Genomic DNA, 18,819 nt, shown 5'->3' on the forward strand with positions numbered 1-18,819 from the left:
TTCCGCCCGGGCCCGGTTGTACGCATAATGACCGGTCCCAGCATCCGTCGACGAGGCACACCCGCATGGCCCGCATCATCGCCATCGCCAACCAGAAGGGTGGCGTCGGCAAGACCACGACCGCCGTCAACCTGGCCGCTTCCCTGGCCAACGCACCCAAGCGCGTGCTGTTGGTCGACCTGGATTCGCAGGGCAACGCGACCATGGGCAGTGGTGTGGACAAGCGTGAGCTGGCGGCGTCCACCTGCGACCTGCTGCTGGGCGAGAACACCGCCGCCGACGTGCGTGTGCAGACCGCGGAAGGTTACGACCTGCTGCCCGGCAACATCGACCTGACCGCAGCCGAAATCCAGCTGATGGCGCAGGGCGAGCGCGAGCAGCGCCTGAAGCGCGCGCTGGCGCCGATCCGCGACGAGTACGACTACATCCTGATCGACTGCCCGCCGGCGCTTTCACTGCTGACGCTCAACGCACTGGCCGCCGCCGATTCGGTGATCGTGCCGATGCAGTGCGAGTACTACGCGCTGGAAGGCCTGAGTGCGCTGGTGGAAACCATCGAGGCGCTGCGCGCCAGCCTGAACCCGGCGCTGGAGATCGAGGGCGTGCTGCGTACCATGTTCGATGTGCGCAACAACCTGGCCAACGCCGTATCGGCCGAACTGACCGAACACTTCGGCGACCGCGTGTTCCGTACCATCGTGCCGCGCAACGTGCGCCTGGCTGAAGCGCCCAGCCACGGCCAGAGCATCGTCGGCTACGACCGCGCCTCGCGCGGCGGCGTGGCTTACCTGGGCCTGGCCGGCGAGATCATCCGTCGCAACAACGAACGCAACAAGGCCACCAAGGCCGTGGAGACCGTCTGATGACCAGCAGCAAGCCGGCAGCCAAGAAGCGAGGCCTCGGCCGTGGCCTGGATGCGCTGCTCGGTCCGAAGGGAGCGGTCAGCCAGGTGCAGGCCACCACCGCGGTGATCGAACCGTTGCCGGGTGAGGTGCTGCGCAAGCTGCCGGTCGGCCAGCTGCAGCCGGGCAAGTACCAGCCGCGTCGCGAAATGGACGAGGGCAAGCTGTCCGAACTGGCGGACTCGATCCGGTCGCAGGGCGTGATCCAGCCGATCCTGGTGCGTCAGCTGCCGGCGGGCAACTTCGAGATCGTCGCCGGCGAACGCCGCTGGCGCGCCTCGCAGCTGGCCGGTCTGGACGAAGTGCCGGTGGTGGTGCGCGAACTGGAAGACCGCACCGTCATCGCGATGGCGCTGATCGAGAACATCCAGCGCGAAGACCTCAACCCGCTGGAAGAAGCCGAGGCGCTGCAGCGCCTGATCAGCGAGTTCACCCTGACCCATGCCGAGGCGGCCGAGGCCGTCGGCCGCTCGCGCGCGGCGGTGTCCAACCTGCTGCGCCTGCTGGAACTGCCGGTGGCCATCCGCCTGCTGCTGGAAACCCGCCGCCTGGAAATGGGCCACGCCCGCGCGCTGCTGACCCTGGCCCCGGAACTGGCCGGCAAGCTGGCGCAGGAAGCGGCCGATGAAGGCTGGTCGGTGCGTGAAGTGGAGCGCCGCGCGCAGGCCTTCGCCGCCGGCAAGGTGCCGAGCAACCGCCCGGCGGCCACGCCGAAGGTGCAGCAGGCCGACATCGCCTCGCTGGAAACCGAACTGTCCGAGTCGCTGGGGACCAAGGTGGCGATCAGCCACGGCCGCGGCGGCAAGGGCAAGCTGATCATCCACTACACCGATCTGGATACCCTCGACGGCGTGCTGGAAAAGCTGCGGACCCGCCAGGGCTGAGTCGCTCGGCACGTGGACAGAGACCTGCAATGACCATCCTGCTCACCGGCGCTGCCGGCTTCATCGGTGCCTACACCGCCCGCGCGCTGCTGGAGGCGGGCCAGCCGGTGGTGGGCCTGGACAACTTCAACGACTACTACGACCCGCAGATCAAGCGGGACCGCGTGGCCGCGCTGTGCCCCACGCTGGATCTGCGCACGCTTGACCTGACCGACCGTGAAGGCCTGGCCGCGCTGTTCGACGAACTGCAGCCGAGCGCGGTGATCCATCTGGCTGCGCAGGCCGGGGTGCGCTACTCGCTGGAGAATCCGCAGGCCTACGTCGACAGCAACCTGGTCGGCTTCGTCAATATCCTGGAACTGTGCCGCCACCGCGGCGTGCAGCATCTGGTCTACGCCTCCAGCAGTTCGGTGTACGGCGATTCGGCCACGCCGCCGTTCTCCGAGGACCAGCGCGTGGACCAGCCGCGCTCGCTGTACGCGGCCACCAAGGCTGCCAACGAGCTGATGGCGCACACCTACGCGCAGCTGTATGGCCTGCATGCCACCGGCCTGCGCTTCTTCACCGTGTACGGCGCGTGGGGACGGCCGGACATGGCGCCGCTGCTGTTTTCGCGTGCCGTCCTGGCCGGGCGCCCGATCGAGGTGTTCAACCAGGGGCGCATGCAGCGCGATTTCACACATGTCTCCGACATCGTGTCGGGTATCCTCGGCGCGCTCGCGCACCCGGCCGATGGTCCGGTACCGCATCGGGTATTCAACCTCGGCAACCATACGCCGGTCGAGCTGGAGCGCTTCATCAGCGTCATCGAGCAGGCCGCCGGCCGCCCTGCGCAGAAGGTCTACAAGCCGATGCAGCCGGGCGACATGGTCCGCACGATGGCCGACACCCGCCGCGCACATGACGCATTCGGCTTCGATGCGGTGACCCCGATCGAGCAGGGGCTGCCGCCCGTCGTCCAGTGGTGCCGCGAGTATTTCGGCGATCGCGCCTGAGGAGCAATCCTCACACAGCCGGATTCATCTTCGGATAACCTCGGCTTCGGAGAATGCGCGGTCTTTGTCCCCTCTTGGCCGAGTGACCCATGAGCCAACCCGAGCTTTCCGTTGTCGTCCCCGTATTCAACGAGCGCGACAATGTCGCGCCCCTGATCGCCGAAATCGTCGCGGCACTGCGGGGCCGGTTGCCGTTCGAGATCGTCTATGTCGACGATCACTCCCGCGATGACAGCCTGGCGGTGCTGCAGGGCCTGAAAGCCACCACGCCGGAGCTGCGGGTGCTGCACCATGTCGAGCAGAGCGGGCAGAGCACAGCGGTGCGCACCGGTGTCAAGCATGCCCGTGCGCCGTGGATCGCCACCCTGGATGGTGATGGCCAGAACGATCCGGCCGACATCCCCAAGCTGCTGGCGGCCCGCGATGCTGCCGACGGGCAGGTGAAGCTGTTTGCCGGCTGGCGCGTCAACCGCCAGGACAGCGGCAGCAAGCGCTGGGCCAGTCGCTGGGCCAACCGCATCCGGGCGCGCATGCTGCGCGACGATACGCCCGACACCGGCTGCGGCATCAAGCTGTTCGAGCGCGAAGCCTTCCTCGACCTGCCGTATTTCGACCACATGCACCGCTATCTGCCGGCGCTGATGCAGCGTGCCGGTTGGAAGACCACCAGCGTGCCGGTCAACCATCGTCACCGTACCGCTGGCGTCTCCAAGTACAACAACCTCGGCCGTGCGCTGGTCGGCATCCGCGACCTGCGGGGCGTTGCCTGGCTGATCACCCGCAGCAGGCGTACCGCGGTGGAAGAACGATGATGGCGCTGCACTGGCTCGACCAGCCGCTGACCTGGTTGTTCTGGACCGGCCTGCATGTGACGGGCTGGAAGCTGATCGGCTATACCGGCGCACTGATGTTCGGCGGCCGCTGGCTGGTCCAGTTCATCGCCTCCCGGCGTGCCGGCAAGCCGGTCATCCCGCGCCTGTTCTGGTACATGAGCGTGATCGGCAGCCTGATGACGCTGAGCTACTTCCTGTTCTCGGCCAAGCAGGATTCGGTGGGCGTGCTGCAGAACCTGTTCCCGGCGTTCACCGCGCTGTACAGCCTGCACCTGGACATCCGGCACCGCGGCTGGAAGCGGGACAAAGCCAGCCATTGAGGTAGCGCCGGAGCGGTGTCCGTTCTGCACGCTGCGCGCTCGCGGGGCATGGCCCCGCGCTACCGATCCAACCGTTGAGGCGGCACCTGGGCGGGATCGAACGCCGGTAGCGCCGGGCCATGCCCGGCGAAGGTGTGCGGTCCCCGCGTTACCGGTCCTGCAGCGCAGGCAGGACTTTTGAACCATGCCCCGGCTGTCCGGCGGTGCCATGATCGGCGTCTGCCTTCCCGGGAACCTGTGCTCGTGAAAACCCGTCTTGCCGTTGCCCTGCTCATCGCCCTGTCCGCTCCGGCTGCCGTCGTGGCGGCTCCGCCCGCGCTCGCGGCGTCCGCCCCTGCGACCACCGAATCGGCGGCCGATGCCGCCTTCCGCGCGCTGTACGAAAAGGAATGGAAGTGGCGCCAGGCCGGGGGCGGTGAAGCCAGCGAGGATGGCGACGCGCCGGCCAACGCCACGCGGCTGCCCGATGTGGGCGCGGCCGCGCAGCAGGCGCGCCTGAAGGTCTGGGACCAGACCCTGGCCGAGCTGAAGAAGATCGACCCGAAGACACTCAGCGCCGACAACCAGGTGAACTACGCGATCTACCGCGACCAGGTGTTCAACCTCGCCGAGGAGGTGCGTCTGCGGGCCTACGAGATGCCGTTCAACTCCGATTCCTCGTTCTGGTCCAATCTCTCGTTCATGGCCCGGCGCGAGATGAAGACCGCGCAGGACTTCCGTAACTACATCGCACGCCTGGACGATGTGCCGCGCTATTTCGGCCAGCAGACCGAGAACATGCGCGCCGGACTCAAGCGGGGTTTCAGCGTGCCCCGCGCGGTGCTTGACGGGCGCGAGGTCTCCATTGCCACCGTCGCCGAGCTGAAGGACCCCACCGAGTCGCCGCTGTACGCGCCGTTCAGGAAGCTGCCGGCCAGCATTCCGGCGGCCGAGCAGGCGCAGCTGCAGGCGCAGGCCCGTGCGGCGATCAGCGGCAAGGTGGTGCCGGCGTTCCAGCAGCTGCGTACCTTCTTCGTCAACGAGTACGTCCCGCAGGCGCGTACCACCCTGGCGGCCGAAGCGATGCCGGAGGGCAAGGCGTTCTACAGGCAGCAGATCCACGAATACACCACGCTGGACCTGTCGCCGGATGAGATCCATCGCATCGGCCTGGGCGAAGTCGCGCGCATCCAGAAGGAGATGAACGACATCATCCAGCAGGTCGGCTTCAAGGGCAGTTTCGGCGAATTCCTGACCTTCCTGCGCACCGATCCGCAGTTCTACGCCAAGACCCCGAACGAGCTGCTGTATCGGGCGGCGTGGATCTCCAAGCGCATCGATGGTGTCATCGGCAAGTACATGACACTGCCGCGCGCGCGCTTCACCATCGTGCCGGTGCCGCCGGACATCGCGCCGTTCTGGACCGCAGGCCGGGGTGGCATGGGCACCTATTGGCTCAACACCTACAACCTGCCGGCGCGGCCGCTGTACAACCTGCCAGCGCTGACCCTGCACGAGTCCGATCCCGGTCATGCCCTGCAGGGCGCGCTCGCCGCCGAACAGGGCGAACAGCCCGAGTTCCGCCGCAACGCCTACATCTCCGCCTACGGCGAAGGCTGGGGCCTGTACAGCGAGAAGCTGGGCGTGGAGATGGGCATCTATGAAACGCCCTACGAGGATTTCGGTCGCCTCACCTACGAGATGTGGCGCGCGGCACGCCTGGTGATCGATACCGGGGTGCACAGCAAGGGCTGGACCCGGGAACAGGCCATCGCCTACCTGCGTGACCATACCGCGCTGAGCGAGCACGAAGTGACCACCGAAGTGGATCGCTACATCTCCTGGCCGGGCCAGGCGTTGAGCTACAAGCTCGGCGAGATCGCCATCGTGCGCCTGCGCGCACAGGCCGAGAAGGAGCTGGGCGACAAGTTCGACGTCAAGGGTTTCCATGACGCCGTGCTCAAGCAGGGGTCGGTGCCGCTGCCGGTACTGGAACAGCAGATCCAGGCCTATATCGCGCAGCGCAAGCAGGCCTGATCCGAAATGCCGCCGGGCATGGCCCGGCGCTACCGGAATGCGCGGTGGTAGCGCCGGGCCACGCCCGGCGAGCGCGAAGCGCGGCAGACGGGGCCGGATCACATGATCCTGCCCCGTCGTCTTTCAGCGCACCGGCCGCGGTCTGGCCACGCGCGCCGCGAAGGTCGGCAGCACCAGCAGGGTCAGCGCGGTCGCCGTGATCAGGCCACCGATCACCACCGTCGCCAGCGGCTTCTGCACCTCCGCACCGGAGCCACTGGCGATCGCCATCGGAATGAAGCCGACGATCGCCACCAGTGCCGTGGTCAGCACCGCGCGGATCCGGCTGGCGGCACCGTTGATTGCCGCCTGCAGGGGCAGGTCACCGGCATCGAGCCGCTCGCGGATGGCCTGCATCAACACCAGGCCGTTCAGCGTGGCCACGCCGGACACGGCGATGAAGCCGACCGCAGCCGATACCGAGAAGGGCATGCCACGCAGCAGCAGGGCGAGAATGCCGCCGACCAGCGCCAGCGGCACGCAGCTGAACACCAGCACGGCTTCCTTGCCACTGCGCAGGGCCATGAACAGCAGGCTGCCGATCAGCAGGAACACGACCGGCACCACCGTTGCCAGGCGCTTTTCCGCGCGCTGCAGGTTCTCGAACTGGCCACCCCAGGTGAGATAGGCGCCCGGCGGCAGCGCCACGTCGGCCACCGCTGCCTGCGCTTCGCCGACGAAGCCGCCCAGGTCGCGGCCGCGCACATTGGCCTGCACCACCACCCGGCGGCTGCCATTGTTGCGGCTGATCTGGTTCGGTCCCTCGCTGACCGTGATGCGGGCCACCGAGGACAGCGGAATGACCAGTCCGGCCGGTGTGGCAATCGGCAGCGATGACAGCTGGTCCGGATCGTTGCGTGCGGCATCGTCCAGCCGCACCACCACGTCGAAGCGTCGGTCGCCCTCGAAGATCTTGCCGGCCGCCGTGCCACCGATGCCGGTGGCCAGTGCATCGCTTACGTCCGCAGCGGTCAGCCCGTACTGCGCGGCGGCGACAGGGTCGATCTTCACGTTCAGGGTCGGCAGGCCGGAAATCTGCTCCACCCGCACGTCAGCCGCACCGTCCACCGCACGCAGCTTCAACGCGACCTGGTCGGCCACCTTCTGCAGCTGGCTGAAGTCATCGCCGAAGATCATCACCGCCAGGTCGGTGCGCACGCCGGAGATCAGCTCGTTGAAGCGCAGCTCGATCGGCTGGCTGAACTCGAAGCTGTTGCCCAGCTGCTGCCCGGCCAGCGCCTCGAAGCGCGCCACCAGCGCCTCCTTGTCCAGCGTCGGATCGGGCCACTCCTTGCGCGGCTTCAGCACGATCACGCTGTCGGAGATGTTGGTCGGCATCGGGTCGATCGCGGCTTCAGCGGTACCGGTGCGCGAAAACACGGTTTCCACTTCCGGTTGCCCGGCAATCGCCTTTTCCAGCGCCAGCTGCATCGCCAGCGACTGCTCCAGCGAGGTCGACGGTACGCGCAGCGCCTGCATCGCCACATTGCCCTCATCCAGCGTCGGCATGAATTCGCGGCCCAGCAGCGAGAACGAACCGATGCCCACCACCACCATCATCACCGCGCCGGCCAGCACCGAGCGCGGGTGGTCCACCGCCTTGCGGATCACCGGTTCGATGCGTGCGCGCAGCACGCGGATCAGGCGTGTTTCGTGTTCGCCGTCATCGGCGTGCGCCCCGCTTTCCTTCAGCTTCGGCTCGCGCACCAGCAGCGCAGCCATGGCCGGCACTAAGGTGAAGGAGAACAGGAAGGCACCCACCAGAGCCAGCATGAACGTGGCGGCCATCGGATGAAACGTTTTTCCTTCCACGCCTTCCAGGGTCAGGATCGGCGCAAACACCAGCAGGATGATCAACTGGCCGAACGCCGCTGGACGCGCCATCTTCCGCGCCGACTCCGCCGCCACGCGCAGACGTTCCATCGCGGTCAGCGCACGGCCCAGTTCGGCGCGGCGCTGGCCCAGCATCAGCAGCGTCGACTCGATCACGATCACTGCACCGTCCACCAGGATGCCGAAATCCAGCGCACCCAGGCTCATCAGATTGCCGCTGATGCCGAAGCGGTTCATGCCGATCACGGCGAACAGGAACGACAGCGGAATCACCAGCGCGGTGATGGTTGCCGCGCGCAGGTTGCCCAGCAGCAGGAACAGCACCACCACCACCAGCAGCGCACCTTCGGTGAGGTTCTTTGCCACGGTTCTGATGGTGGAGTTCACCAGCACGCTGCGGTCCAGCACCGGCACGGCCACGATGTCGGCCGGCAACGACCTGTTGACCTGCTCCAGGCGCGCCGCTGCCGCCTGCGCGACGGTGCGGCTGTTGCCGCCGGCGATCATCAGGGCGGTACCGAGCACGGCCTCGTGACCATTGCGGCTGGCCGCGCCCAGGCGCGGTGCACGGCTGAGATCGACATCGGCCACGTCGGCCACGCGCACCACCACGCCGTTGCGGGTCGCAACGGGGGCCTGCGCCAGATCATCAGTGGTCAGTGCCAGGCCGTCCGCACGTACCACCAGGCCTTCGCCGGCACGCTGCACGAAACCGGCACCCGCCTGCACGTTGGCGCGCTGCAGTGCCGTGACCAGGTCGGCCAGGCCCAGGCCATGCGCAGCCAGCCTGGCAGTGTCCGGGTGCACGCCGTACTCCTTCACGTACCCGCCGACCGTATCGACGCCGGCCAATCCCGTGCTGGAGCGCATCTGCGGCGCGATGATCCAGTCCTGCACCGTACGCAGGTAGGTGGCGCGTTCTTCCGGAGTGCGCAGCAGGCTGCCCTCCGGCGTCCGGTAGACCTCGCCGGCCTGCCAGCCCGCATCCCCCGGTCTGGCCAGCCGGGCGGGATCGAACGGGGTGAAGTCCACCGTCCACATCAGCACCTCGCCCAGGCCGGTGGTGACCGGCGACAGCAGCGGCGATGCGCCATCGGGCAGATCTTCCGCCGCTTCACGCATGCGCTCGGCCACCTGCTGGCGGGCGAAGTAGATGTCGGTCGCGTCGGTGAAGATCGCGGTGACCTGGGAGAAGCCGTTGCGCGACAGCGAACGGGTGGTGGTCAGGCCGGGAATGCCGGCCAGCGCGGTTTCCAGCGGGTAGGTCACCTGCCGCTCGATCTGTTCCGGTGTCAGCGCAGGTGCCACCGTGTTGATCTGCACCTGGCGGTTGGTGATGTCCGGCACGGCGTCGATCGGCAGCTTGCCCAGCTGGAACAGGCCCCAGGCCGCGATCAGCGCCGCCAGGAACACCACCAGCCAGCGGAAGCGCACCGCTGATTCAATGATGAGCTTGAACATGGTCGCCTCCTCAGTGGCCGTGCTCGGCTTCGCCCTTGGCCAGTTCGGCCTTGAGCAGGAAGGCATTGGTGCCGACGATGCGCTCGTTGCCGCTCAGTCCACCCAGGATCTCGATGCGATCACCGGCACGACGGCCGGCCAGCACCGGCTGTGCCTTGAAACCGCCTTCCACGGCGACGAACACGGCGCTGCTGCCGTCGACGTTCTGCACGGCATCGGCTGGCACGCTCAGTGCACCCTCCCGGCTTTCGGTGACCACCCTGGCCGAGACCGGCGAACCGGCCGGCGGCAAGGCCGCCTCCACCGGCGTCGCGCGGATGACCGCCACGCCGCCCTGCTGGCGCACGTCAGCCGCAGAACCGGTGACCGTGGCGGTGAAGCTGCCGCCCGGCACCGTGACGTCCAGCGTCATGCCCGGGGTGACCTGCGCGGCCAGCGCAGGCGGTGCGGTGAACACCAGTTCGTTCATCGCCGGATCGGCGACATCGGCCACCGCGCTGCCTGCGGCGACCACGCCACCTGGAGTGACCTGGACGTTGCCGACGATGCCGCTCACCGGGCTGGTGATGCGCACGCGGCCACTGGCATCGGGCGCACCGTTGGCCGCGGCCTGCGCCTGTGCGGCAGTCGCCTGCGCCTGTGCGGCCAGCGAACGGGCGCGCGATGCTTCCAGCTCCTGGCGGGCGACCACGCCCTGTTCGACCAGCGCCTTGTCGCGGCCGTAGGCCAGGCGTGCCGCCTCGGCTTCGGCCGATGCGGCCAGAGCGTTGGCGCGGAACACGGCGGCTTCGCCGCTGACCACGATCGCCAGGGCCTGGTTCTGCTTCACCGCTGTGCCTGGTGCCACCAGCACACGTTCGACGCGACCGCTCACGGTGGACGCCACCGAGGCACGTGCGCCCACCGATGGTTCGACACGGCCCGACAGGCGGGTGGAGCCGCCACCACCGCGTCCGACGGCCACCACTTCGATACCGGACGCCTTGATCTGTTCCGGCGTCAGCTGCACCACGCCTTCGTCGGCGTCGGCCGGTGCCTTGGTAGCCTCGGCCTTGGCGTCCGGGCTGTCGGCTGCGTGCCCGTGGCCGTCATCGCTGCCGGCTTTGGCTGCAGTGGCATCGGCTGTTTCCGGTGTCTGTGCGTTGCCGGCGCAGCCGGCGAGGAGAACGGCCAGCACGACGCCGCCAAGCAGGGGAAAGGAACGGGACAGTGTCATGGGGCCTCCATAAAGGGTGCGCGCCCCTCGAGGCGGGCAAGATCGATTTCCGCGGCGACGCGCGACAGGCGTGCATCCACCGCGGTGCCGCGGGCGGCAATGAGCGCGCTGCGCGTGCTGCGCAGTTCCAGCTGCGAGATGCGTCCGGCATCGAAGCCGACGCGGGCCAGCCGATAGGCTTCCTCGGCCGCCACCACGCTTTCATCGGCGGCGCGGGTGCGGCTGCTGGCAGCCTTCAGCCCGGCAATGGCCGACAGCCGTCCGGCCTCGCTGTCGCGGCGTTGCTGGTCCAGGCGGGCTTCGGCCGCGCGCTGGTCGGCACTGGCGGCACGGATGCCGCCCCGGTTGCGGTCGAACAACGGCACGGTCAGGCTGACGCCGAGCGTGTAAGCGCGTTCGCCGCCTTCGCGGAAGCGGGTCTGTCCGGCGGTCAGGCTCAGGTCGGGCAGCGCCCGCTTGCGTTCGACGTCCACCAGCCGGCCGGCCGCATCGGCTTCGGCTTCGGCGATACGCACCGCGAGTGCGGCATCGGTGGCGCCGCGTGGCAGCGGAGGTGCGCGGTCGAGCAGGCTGCTGTCGATCGACTGCACCGGCGAATCCAGCAGCGCGGCGCCGGCCAGGCGCGCCAGCGCGGCGTCGCGGAAGGCCTGCGCCTCGTCCAGCGCGGCGCTGGCATTGGCCACCTCGCTCTGCGCCTGCACCGCACGCAGTTGCGGTTCACGCCCTTGCCTGACCATGGCATTGACGGCCTTGGCATCGTCGCGGGTCAGGGCCAGCGCCTCTTCGGCCAGGGTGTAGCGGCGCAATGCGCTCTCTGCCTGTGCGTAGGCCGCGGCCAGCTGGCCGGCAACATCACTGCGGCTTTGCGCGCCACGCAGATTGGCGGCCTGGGCCTCGGCACGGGCGGCACGTACGCGCGCGCCGCGCTGGCCCCAGACCTCCAGCGGCTGGGACAGGCTGAGCACACTGTCGGCCTTGCCCATGCCGCCGTAGGAGCCGGTGCCCCACGCGTTCTCGGCCGACCAGGAAAGGGAAGGATTGGGCAGCGCACGGGCCTGGTCGGCGCGGGCGTCGGCAGCCTCGGCCAGCGCCGAGCCCACACGGGCGCCGGGCAGCTGGTCCAGTCGTTCAAGCAGGGTGTCGTAGGAAGGAGCAGCTTGCGCCATCACCGATGCCGCCGGGGCCAGGCCCAGCAACACGGCGACGACCAGCCCGGCCGCACGCGGCGACCGTGGTGTCAGGATCGACATAGGGGGATTCCGGTTGTGAGTGAAACGGGAGCCCGCAGCAGCGGGACGCGCTCAGCTCACGCCCGGGGGGGACGCGTCAGTTCATCCTGGGCGACGGCGTAGGCCGTCGCATCGCCGGCCGTCATCCAGCGCGCCGGCAGCGGCGCATCGAAGGCGGCGAAGGTGTTCGCCGGCAGGCTGGAGGTGGAATGGTGGCAGTGGTTATGCGTGCAGGCACCGGTGTGCTTGCTGTCACTGTCGCCTGCGGTGTCATCGGCCGCCGACTCCACATGTGCCACGCTGGCATGCGGTTCCACCGCACACGCCAGCGCGTCGGCCACCGGCACGACCACGAATGCTGCCATCAGCAGCATCAGCAGGTACGAGCGTAGGTGGCGGGCGATCCGGCGCATGGAGGGGAGGCTAGCAAGCGGTTTTCGCCGGATACAATATCAATGGCCACTTCGGGAATTCGTCGGAATCTCCCGTTCAGCTGGGGGTGATTGCGCTGTTCCACCCCCGCCCCGCATCGAGTCCCGTCACCGAGGCAGGAAGATGAACGCACGCATTGCCACCGCAGGCCTGGTGCTGCTTCTGGCCAGCCCGGCCGCCCGCGCAGCCGACGACGTCTATGTGGAATTCCTGTGGTCGCCGACGCCGGCCGATGCACTGGCGCGCTCGCAGACACAGCTGTTCATTGCCGATGGACAGCATGACCATCGTATCTGCGTGGCCGCCGATCTCGACGACACCGACGTGGGTGGGCTGCAGATCGAGATCCGCGATGCCAAGGGTGGACGGGTCTCGCGCACGGCCCATGAGGATTACCGTGGCCGCAAGAAATGCTACGAGGCCGATCTGGGCACTGCCGGTGCCGCAGGGACGTGGACCGTCGACGCCGTGTTGGGCGACGGGCGCCGTGGCACTGCGCAGATCCGCGTGGACCACCGGCTCGAAACGTCGCCCCTGTACCTGCGGCACGACCAGCCGTACGTGGCTGGGAGGCCGAACTACGACGCGTCCATTCCGCCGGCCGAGTGGGTGGGCACGCTGGTCTGGGCGATGGATGTGGATGCGGAGGGCAATGTGACCCACGTTGAGGTGGAGCATGCCGAGGGCGTGGGTGAGCGCCTGCGCGAGCGTGCGCTTGCGGCAGGCTGGTTGAGCCGGTTCGGCCCCGACCCGTCCCGCCAGGCGAAGCCGTTGCGCTGGCGCCGCACGCTGCAGTTCGCATCCGAGTAGCCCTGGCAGCCGGTGCGGGCCGGCGGCGTTCCGCTCACGGCAGTTTCGCGATCACCTTGATCTCGAACTGGAAGCCGTACAGCCAGGTCACGCCGATACCGGTCAGGGTGGGGTGGGGCGCCTCTCCCCAGTACTCGGGCACGATCGCCCAGGCCTTCTCGAAGTTCTTCTCCGGATCGACCAGGAACACGGTCACGTCGATCACGTCATCGAACGTGCAGTCTGCGGCGGCCAGCACCGCATTGAGATTGTCGAAGGCGCGACGGACCTGCGCCTCGAAGTCCGGTTCGGGCGAGCCATCCTCGCGGCTGCCGACCTGCCCGGAGACGAACAGGAAGCCATTGGAGCGGATCGCCGGAGAGTAGCGGTTGCGGTCATACAGGGCCTGGCGGCCAACGGGGAAAACGACATCGCGGTGTGACATGGGAAGGGCCTGATGGGAAGAACCGCCATCCTGCTCGCGATTGTTGTCTGGATATACCGCGATGATCGGACTAGATTGATCGCGCAACCCAAACAATCGGATCGCCGATGGACCGCTTCGAGGCCATGCGCGCCTTTGCCCGTGTGGTGGAGACCGGCAGCTTCACCCGTGCCGCGACGACCCTGCAGATCAGTCGCACCACGGTGACCCAGCTGGTGCAGCAGCTGGAAGCGCACCTGCGTCTGCGCCTGCTCAACCGCACCACGCGGCGGGTCAGCGTCACCGCCGATGGTGCGGCCTACTACCCCCGCATTGCCCGCCTGCTGGCCGAGCTGGAAGAGGTCGAGGGTGGCCTGGGCGATGCCGCCGTGCAGCCGCGCGGCCGCCTGCGCATCGACGTGCCCGGGCCCTATGCGCGGCTGCGGCTGGTGCCGGCACTGCCGGACTTCCAGGCGCGCTACCCCGAGATCCAGCTGGACATCGGCGTCAGCGACCGCGAGGTCGACGTCATCGCCGACAACGTCGACTGCGTGATCCGTGGCGGCACCCCGGCCGACCCGGCCCTGGTGGCACGGCCGCTGGGCGAGCTGCCGATCGGCTTCCACGCCAGCCCGGACTACGTGCAGCGCTTTGGTCTGCCGGAGCATCCGCGCGCGCTGGAGGGACCGCAGCACCACATGGTCGGGCTGCTCAGCCCACGCAGCGGGCGGGCGCGGGTCTTCGCCGCGCGGCGCGGCGATGAGACCGTCCAGGTGCAGGGCCGCCATACGGTCGGCTTCGATGACGGCAATGCCTACCTCGCCGCCGGCCTGGCCGGGCTGGGCGTGGTCGCCCTGCCCAGCTACATGGCCGAGCCGCACGTGGCACGCGGTGAACTGCTGCCGCTGCTGCAGGCCTGGCAGCTGCCGTCGATGCCGATGCACATCATGTTTGCGCCGAACCGGCACATGAGCCAGCGCCTGCGGGTATTCATCGACTGGGTGGTGGAAGCGCTGGGGTGATGGACCCGCAGGGCCGAGCCCACGCCCGGCCGCTCCTGTGGGTAACTTGCGCAAGGCCTTGATTGCATGCATAATGCGCGGCTCGCTGTGTCCGGTTTCGTGCCGGGCGGCGCCCCCGGGAGCACGTCCCCGGCCGCCCAACGCCAGCGTAACCCTTTGATTCTCTTGACGTGTGGTGGGCAACCACCGAGGCCGCCGTCTCCCGGGCTACGGGCTGACAACAACTACTATCGAGGTGCGCAATGTCCCGCGTATGCCAGGTTTCCGGCAAGCGAGTGCAGACGGGTAACAACGTCTCGCACGCCAACAACAAGACCCGTCGTCGTTTCCTGCCGAATCTGCACGAGCGCCGTTTCTGGGTGGCCAGCGAGAACCGCTGGGTCAAGCTTCGTGTTTCCGCGCATGCACTGCGCACCATCGACAAGAACGGCATCGATTCCGTTCTGGCTGAGCTGCGTGCGCGCGGCGAAAAGGTCTGAGGAGTAAAGCATCATGGCAGGCAAGCGCGATAAGGTCCGTATGATTTCCTCGGCCGGTACCGGCCACTTCTACACCACGGACAAGAACAAGAAGAACACCCCGGGGAAGATGGAATTCCTGAAGTACGATCCGGTCGTGCGCAAGCACGTCCTGTACAAGGAAGGCAAGATCAAGTAATCCGCACGGATTGCTGGTCCCCGCGAAGAAACCCGCCCTTGTGGCGGGTTTTTTCATGCCTGTCGTCTGGTCTGGTGGGTGCCGACCGTTGGTCGGCCCTGCCGTACTCCCTGCGCAGGCTGTCGCCTATGGCGCAGTGCGCGGAATCATGGGCCGAATGCGATAAGTGATTCTTCCTACCGGTTCCGGCACTTCGCGCGATCCAAATCAATTGGAATCACTGGCTTCGCTGTGTCCATGATGGCAAGCCGCTGCATCTGCAGTGGCCGGGCTTGCAATCCCGTGAAGTCAATCATGAGTAGACTCGCCCGCCGTCGCCGGAGATCCCTCCGGCGACGGTTGGTGACCTATCCGCCTCTATGGCGGACGGTGCGTGGGGGCCTCGCGCCCGCCGGTTCGTTTGCTCATTGATTGCTTCCCGGTATTGCAACCACGCATCGTCCGCCACCTTCACCGGTGGCCAGATCCGTTGAAGGAGGCTGCATGAACACCCCATCACACCGGCAGGACCTGGAACTGGGCTGGCTGCGCCTGCAGCGCATGCTGGAAGGCATCGAGGGCATGGCGCTGCTGCTGTGCGACCACCATCTGGCGCTGAGCAAGGGTACCTCCTCGCCGCTGCCGGATGCACAGCTGGAGCGGGCGGCGCAGGCCATTGCCTGCATGGCGCTCAACGGCCGCCGCCACGCCGAATCGGTGCGCCAGCTGTGCGAGGTACCGGTGCGGCATTGAAGCCCGCCCTCCCTTGTAGAGCCGAGCCCGTGCCCGGCTGCGCTGAGGCAGTCGAGCAAGCTCGACTCTACACACCCTGCTGGGCAGAATGGCCCATCACCTGCCGACGGACGACGCGATGCTGGTTGAGTGGTTGCTGGGATCGTATCTGCTGCTGATCGACTGGCTGATCCGGCTGGTCGCGCTGTGCTGGATTCCGACCCGCACCACGCCGGGCGCGGCCCGCAGCTGGCTGCTGCTGGTCGGTTTCGTGCCGCTGCTGGGCCTGCCGCTGTATCTGCTGTTCGGCCACCCGTGGCTGTCGCGCGAGCGCATCCGCCGCCAGGCCGAGGCCTCGCAGGTCATCCGCGAAGAGCAGGCGCTGCAGCGCCGCCTGCGCTGGAAGCCGGAACCGGATACGGCCAGTGCGGAAATCGTGCCGCTGGTGCAGCGCCAGGGCGATTTCATGCCGGTGCACGGCAACGCCGTCGATCTGCTCACCGATTACGACGAATCGCTGCACACGCTCATCGCCGACATCGACCAGGCCGAAGACCGCGTGCACCTGCTGTACTACCTGATGTTCGACGATTCGGTGGGCGAGGCCATCGTCGAGGCGCTGCAGCGTGCCGCCGCCCGCGGCGTGCAGTGCAGGGTGCTGCTGGACGCGGTGGGCGCCAAGCGCGGCCTGCGCGCCTACCGCAAGCGCCTGCAGGCGCGCGATATCGAAGTGCGGGCGATGCTGCCCGGCGGGCTGCGCTGGCGCCGCAGCGGCCGCATGGACCTGCGCAACCATCGCAAGATTGCGGTGATCGACAACGAAGTGGGCTACATCGGTTCGCAGAACCTGGCACGGCCGGAGTTCGTGCCAGGCCATCCCAACCGCGAGCTGGTGGCGCGTGTGCGCGGCCCGGCGGTGGCACACCTGGAAGCCGTGTTCGCCAGCGACTGGTACATCGAGACCGGCCAGCGCCTGGACGTCATTGCCGACGTACCCGAGTGCAGCGACGATGTTGCCACCCAGCTGCTGCCCAGCGGGCCGGCCTATCCGTACAGCAACGCGCGTGATGCCGTCGCCGCACTGATCCATCTGGCCCGCCGGCGGCTGGTGATGGTCACCCCGTACTTCGTGCCGGACGAAGCGACCCTGAGCGCGCTGCGCATCGCCGCGCTGTCCGGGGTGCAGGTGCAGCTGATCCTGTCGGCCAGCAACAACCAGCGGCTGACCGCCTGGGCGCAGGAGGCCTACTACGACGAGCTGCTGCGCTGTGGCGTGCGCATTGCCCTGTACGAGCCGCAGTTCCTGCACGCCAAGCACATGAGCGTGGATGAAGACATCGCGGTGCTCGGCTCGATCAACATGGATATCCGCTCGTTCGCGCTGAATGCCGAGATCGGTCTGGTCTGCTACGACCGCGTGCTGGTGACGCAGCTGTGTGCCATTGAAGACGATTACCTGCGCCAGTCGCGCCAGCTCGATCTGCAGCAGTGGCGCAAGCGTCCTGCCTGGCGCCGCAGCCGCGAAGGCATCGCACGCCTGGCCGACGCGTTGATGTGAACCGGTGCGCCGGAGCTCGAGCGGTCTCGATCATTGCGCACGCGGCGGCACTCCGGCCCGTCATGGCCGATGGCCTACAATCGGCACATGACTGATTCACCGTGTAATGGCGAACTGGACCTGGCGATCATCGGTGGTGGTGCGGCCGGGGTGCTGGTGGCGATCCAGGTGCTGCGCCAGGCCCGGTCGCCACTGGCGCTGGCCATCTTCGAACCCGCCTCGCAGCTGGCCCAGGGCATCGCCTATGCCACGCCGTGGCCGGAGCACCTGCTGAATGTGCCGGCGGCGAAAATGAGTGCGTTCGCCGAGCAGCCGGCTGACTTCCTCGATTACCTGATGGCCGTCAACGCCTACCCGGGCGAGACGCGCGAGGTACTGGGCGAGCGTTATGTCGGCCGCCATCATTTCGCCGCGTACCTGCAGCAGCGTCTGCAGGAGGCGGTTGCGGCCAGCCCGGCGCAGCTGCAGGTGATCGCGCAGCCGGTGCGGGGCCTCGCTCCGGATGACTCCGGTTATCGCCTGCAGCTGGGCGATGGCCACACATGGCACGCCGCGCAGGGGGTGCTCGCCACCGGCAACAGCATGCGTCCGCTGCCGGTGGCCGGTGCCGATGGACTGCCTGCCGACACCGTGGTCGAAGCCTGGGACTACGACGGCGTGCGCGCGTTGGCAGGCGCGCACGCGCTGGCCATCGTCGGTTCCGGTCTGAGCATGGCTGATACGGTGCTGGCGCTGGTCGCGGCCGGTCACACCGGCCCGCTGCATGTGATTTCCCGTCACGGCCTGCTGCCGCTGCCGCACGCGCACGCGGGCCTGCCTGATTTCGACCCTGCCCCCCTGCTGCCGATGACGCTGCGCCAGCGCCTGCGCACGCTGCGCCGGCAGGTGCGCCGGGCCGAGGCGGATGGCCTGCCCTGGCAGGGCGTGATGGACCGCCTCCGTCCGCATGGACAGGCGCTGTGGTGCAGCCTCGACGAGGCCGACCAGCGGCGGTTCCTGCGCCATGTGGTGCGCTACTGGGATGTACATCGCCATCGCATCGCCGAAGAGGTCGATGCACAGTTGCGCGCATTGCAGGCCAGCGGTCAGCTGCGCGTGCATCGCGCACGCCTGGATCGGGTCTGGCGTGAGGGCGATGCGCTGCAGCTGTCGGGCCACGATGCGGCCGGACACCCGCAGCAGTGGACGATCGGGGGTGTGATCAACGCCACCGGTGTGGAGACCCGCGCCACCGCGTTGCGCAATCCGTTGCTGCAGCAGCTTCAGGCCGATGGCCTGGCCCGTCCCGGGCCGCATGGGCTGGGCCTGGACAGCACGGTGCCCGGCGACCGCGTGCGCAGCGCCGGCGGCCAGCCGCAGGCGCGGCTGGGCGTACTTGGCAGCCTGCGCATCGGCAGCCTGTGGGAAAGCCTGGCGGTGCCTGAACTGCGCCAGCAGGCGCAGGCACTGGCCACCCAGGTGGTCGCAGGAGCCGCGACGGCGATGCCGTAAAATGGGG

At 68.2% G+C, this 18,819-nt stretch carries 18 protein-coding genes; 13 read left to right on the forward strand and 5 right to left on the reverse strand.

The features are described from left to right. Positions 1 to 65 precede the first annotated feature (65 nt). From ABE543_RS04335 to ABE543_RS04360, 6 genes are all read left to right on the forward strand, one after another. Positions 66 to 863, forward strand: coding sequence for a ParA family protein (locus ABE543_RS04335; protein WP_053517712.1), 798 nt, complete (start codon positions 66 to 68; stop codon positions 861 to 863). Continuing rightward, positions 863 to 1,786, forward strand: a complete 924-nt coding sequence (locus tag ABE543_RS04340) for a ParB/RepB/Spo0J family partition protein (protein ID WP_053517713.1) — start codon at positions 863 to 865, stop codon at positions 1,784 to 1,786. Before ABE543_RS04335 ends, ABE543_RS04340 begins: the two co-directional genes overlap by 1 nt. A 29-nt stretch (positions 1,787 to 1,815) precedes the next feature. Continuing rightward, positions 1,816 to 2,781, forward strand: a complete 966-nt coding sequence (locus tag ABE543_RS04345; protein ID WP_065181412.1) for an NAD-dependent epimerase/dehydratase family protein — start codon at positions 1,816 to 1,818, stop codon at positions 2,779 to 2,781. 89 nt (positions 2,782 to 2,870) lie between these two features. Further along, a complete protein-coding gene (locus ABE543_RS04350) occupies positions 2,871 to 3,593 on the forward strand; it encodes a glycosyltransferase family 2 protein (RefSeq protein WP_065174256.1) in 723 nt (240 codons plus the stop codon). Beyond that, positions 3,593 to 3,934, forward strand: coding sequence for a lipid-A-disaccharide synthase N-terminal domain-containing protein (locus tag ABE543_RS04355; protein WP_053517717.1), 342 nt, complete (start codon positions 3,593 to 3,595; stop codon positions 3,932 to 3,934). Before ABE543_RS04350 ends, ABE543_RS04355 begins: the two co-directional genes overlap by 1 nt. Before the next feature lie 243 nt (positions 3,935 to 4,177). Then, positions 4,178 to 5,950 (forward strand): DUF885 family protein, encoded by a 1,773-nt coding sequence (locus ABE543_RS04360; protein ID WP_346475349.1) that lies wholly within the window; start codon positions 4,178 to 4,180, stop codon positions 5,948 to 5,950. Positions 5,951 to 6,073: 123 nt separating this feature from the next. Here the strand turns inward: ABE543_RS04360 and ABE543_RS04365 are convergent, their stop codons facing one another. The 4 genes from ABE543_RS04365 to ABE543_RS04380 are packed head-to-tail and all read right to left on the reverse strand — an operon-like array spanning position 6,074 to position 12,141. Continuing rightward, entirely contained in the window at positions 6,074 to 9,283 is a 3,210-nt protein-coding gene (locus ABE543_RS04365) for a CusA/CzcA family heavy metal efflux RND transporter (protein WP_346475350.1), read from the reverse strand. 10 nt (positions 9,284 to 9,293) lie between these two features. Then, positions 9,294 to 10,499: an efflux RND transporter periplasmic adaptor subunit gene (locus ABE543_RS04370; RefSeq protein ID WP_346475351.1), complete on the reverse strand. Its 1,206-nt coding sequence runs from the start codon at positions 10,497 to 10,499 to the stop codon at positions 9,294 to 9,296. Then, positions 10,496 to 11,749, reverse strand: coding sequence for a TolC family protein (locus tag ABE543_RS04375; RefSeq protein WP_053517721.1), 1,254 nt, complete (start codon positions 11,747 to 11,749; stop codon positions 10,496 to 10,498). Before ABE543_RS04375 ends, ABE543_RS04370 begins: the two co-directional genes overlap by 4 nt. A 56-nt stretch (positions 11,750 to 11,805) precedes the next feature. Further along, complete coding sequence (locus tag ABE543_RS04380) at positions 11,806 to 12,141, reverse strand: hypothetical protein (RefSeq protein WP_053517722.1); 336 nt, start codon at positions 12,139 to 12,141, stop codon at positions 11,806 to 11,808. A gap of 142 nt (positions 12,142 to 12,283) precedes the next feature. Between ABE543_RS04380 and ABE543_RS04385 the strand changes: the two genes are divergently transcribed. Next, entirely contained in the window at positions 12,284 to 12,970 is a 687-nt protein-coding gene (locus ABE543_RS04385; RefSeq protein ID WP_346475352.1) for a hypothetical protein, read from the forward strand. Positions 12,971 to 13,004: 34 nt separating this feature from the next. Here the strand turns inward: ABE543_RS04385 and ABE543_RS04390 are convergent, their stop codons facing one another. Then, positions 13,005 to 13,394, reverse strand: coding sequence for a RidA family protein (locus ABE543_RS04390; protein ID WP_065181415.1), 390 nt, complete (start codon positions 13,392 to 13,394; stop codon positions 13,005 to 13,007). 107 nt (positions 13,395 to 13,501) lie between these two features. On the opposite strand from ABE543_RS04390, the gene ABE543_RS04395 reads away from it, so the two are divergent. From ABE543_RS04395 to ABE543_RS04420, 6 genes are all read left to right on the forward strand, one after another. Then, entirely contained in the window at positions 13,502 to 14,395 is an 894-nt protein-coding gene (locus ABE543_RS04395) for a LysR family transcriptional regulator (RefSeq protein WP_053517725.1), read from the forward strand. A gap of 242 nt (positions 14,396 to 14,637) precedes the next feature. Then, positions 14,638 to 14,874, forward strand: coding sequence for a 50S ribosomal protein L28 (gene rpmB, locus ABE543_RS04400; RefSeq protein ID WP_005411638.1), 237 nt, complete (start codon positions 14,638 to 14,640; stop codon positions 14,872 to 14,874). 10 nt (positions 14,875 to 14,884) lie between these two features. After that, positions 14,885 to 15,052 carry a 50S ribosomal protein L33 gene (rpmG, locus tag ABE543_RS04405; protein ID WP_169411268.1) on the forward strand — a complete coding sequence of 56 codons (168 nt, stop codon included), beginning with the start codon at positions 14,885 to 14,887 and terminating at the stop codon, positions 15,050 to 15,052. A 483-nt stretch (positions 15,053 to 15,535) separates the two neighbouring features. Beyond that, positions 15,536 to 15,784: a hypothetical protein gene (locus ABE543_RS04410; protein ID WP_197571457.1), complete on the forward strand. Its 249-nt coding sequence runs from the start codon at positions 15,536 to 15,538 to the stop codon at positions 15,782 to 15,784. Positions 15,785 to 15,902: 118 nt separating this feature from the next. Next, complete coding sequence (cls, locus tag ABE543_RS04415; RefSeq protein WP_053519935.1) at positions 15,903 to 17,321, forward strand: cardiolipin synthase; 1,419 nt, start codon at positions 15,903 to 15,905, stop codon at positions 17,319 to 17,321. A gap of 69 nt (positions 17,322 to 17,390) precedes the next feature. After that, positions 17,391 to 18,812 (forward strand): FAD/NAD(P)-binding protein, encoded by a 1,422-nt coding sequence (locus tag ABE543_RS04420; protein WP_346475353.1) that lies wholly within the window; start codon positions 17,391 to 17,393, stop codon positions 18,810 to 18,812. The last annotated feature ends 7 nt before the right edge of the window (positions 18,813 to 18,819 follow it).

Origin of the sequence: Stenotrophomonas sp. TWI169, assembly GCF_039674705.1 — a bacterium.
Classification (GTDB): Bacteria; Pseudomonadota; Gammaproteobacteria; order Xanthomonadales; family Xanthomonadaceae; genus Stenotrophomonas; species Stenotrophomonas maltophilia_P.

Excerpts from the sequence above, each read along its gene's own strand:
- ABE543_RS04335 (WP_053517712.1), top strand. The coding sequence starts at position 66 with ATGGCCCGCATCATCGCCATCGCCAACCAGAAGGGTGGCGTCGGCAAG.
- ABE543_RS04340 (WP_053517713.1), top strand. The coding sequence starts at position 863 with ATGACCAGCAGCAAGCCGGCAGCCAAGAAGCGAGGCCTCGGCCGTGGC.
- ABE543_RS04345 (WP_065181412.1), top strand. The coding sequence starts at position 1,816 with ATGACCATCCTGCTCACCGGCGCTGCCGGCTTCATCGGTGCCTACACC.
- ABE543_RS04350 (WP_065174256.1), top strand. The coding sequence starts at position 2,871 with ATGAGCCAACCCGAGCTTTCCGTTGTCGTCCCCGTATTCAACGAGCGC.
- ABE543_RS04355 (WP_053517717.1), top strand. The coding sequence starts at position 3,593 with ATGGCGCTGCACTGGCTCGACCAGCCGCTGACCTGGTTGTTCTGGACC.
- ABE543_RS04365 (WP_346475350.1), bottom strand. The coding sequence starts at position 9,283 with ATGTTCAAGCTCATCATTGAATCAGCGGTGCGCTTCCGCTGGCTGGTG.
- ABE543_RS04370 (WP_346475351.1), bottom strand. The coding sequence starts at position 10,499 with ATGACACTGTCCCGTTCCTTTCCCCTGCTTGGCGGCGTCGTGCTGGCC.
- ABE543_RS04375 (WP_053517721.1), bottom strand. The coding sequence starts at position 11,749 with ATGTCGATCCTGACACCACGGTCGCCGCGTGCGGCCGGGCTGGTCGTC.
- ABE543_RS04380 (WP_053517722.1), bottom strand. The coding sequence starts at position 12,141 with ATGCGCCGGATCGCCCGCCACCTACGCTCGTACCTGCTGATGCTGCTG.
- ABE543_RS04385 (WP_346475352.1), top strand. The coding sequence starts at position 12,284 with ATGAACGCACGCATTGCCACCGCAGGCCTGGTGCTGCTTCTGGCCAGC.
- ABE543_RS04390 (WP_065181415.1), bottom strand. The coding sequence starts at position 13,394 with ATGTCACACCGCGATGTCGTTTTCCCCGTTGGCCGCCAGGCCCTGTAT.
- ABE543_RS04395 (WP_053517725.1), top strand. The coding sequence starts at position 13,502 with ATGGACCGCTTCGAGGCCATGCGCGCCTTTGCCCGTGTGGTGGAGACC.
- rpmB (WP_005411638.1), top strand. The coding sequence starts at position 14,638 with ATGTCCCGCGTATGCCAGGTTTCCGGCAAGCGAGTGCAGACGGGTAAC.
- ABE543_RS04410 (WP_197571457.1), top strand. The coding sequence starts at position 15,536 with ATGAACACCCCATCACACCGGCAGGACCTGGAACTGGGCTGGCTGCGC.
- cls (WP_053519935.1), top strand. The coding sequence starts at position 15,903 with ATGCTGGTTGAGTGGTTGCTGGGATCGTATCTGCTGCTGATCGACTGG.
- ABE543_RS04420 (WP_346475353.1), top strand. The coding sequence starts at position 17,391 with ATGGCCTACAATCGGCACATGACTGATTCACCGTGTAATGGCGAACTG.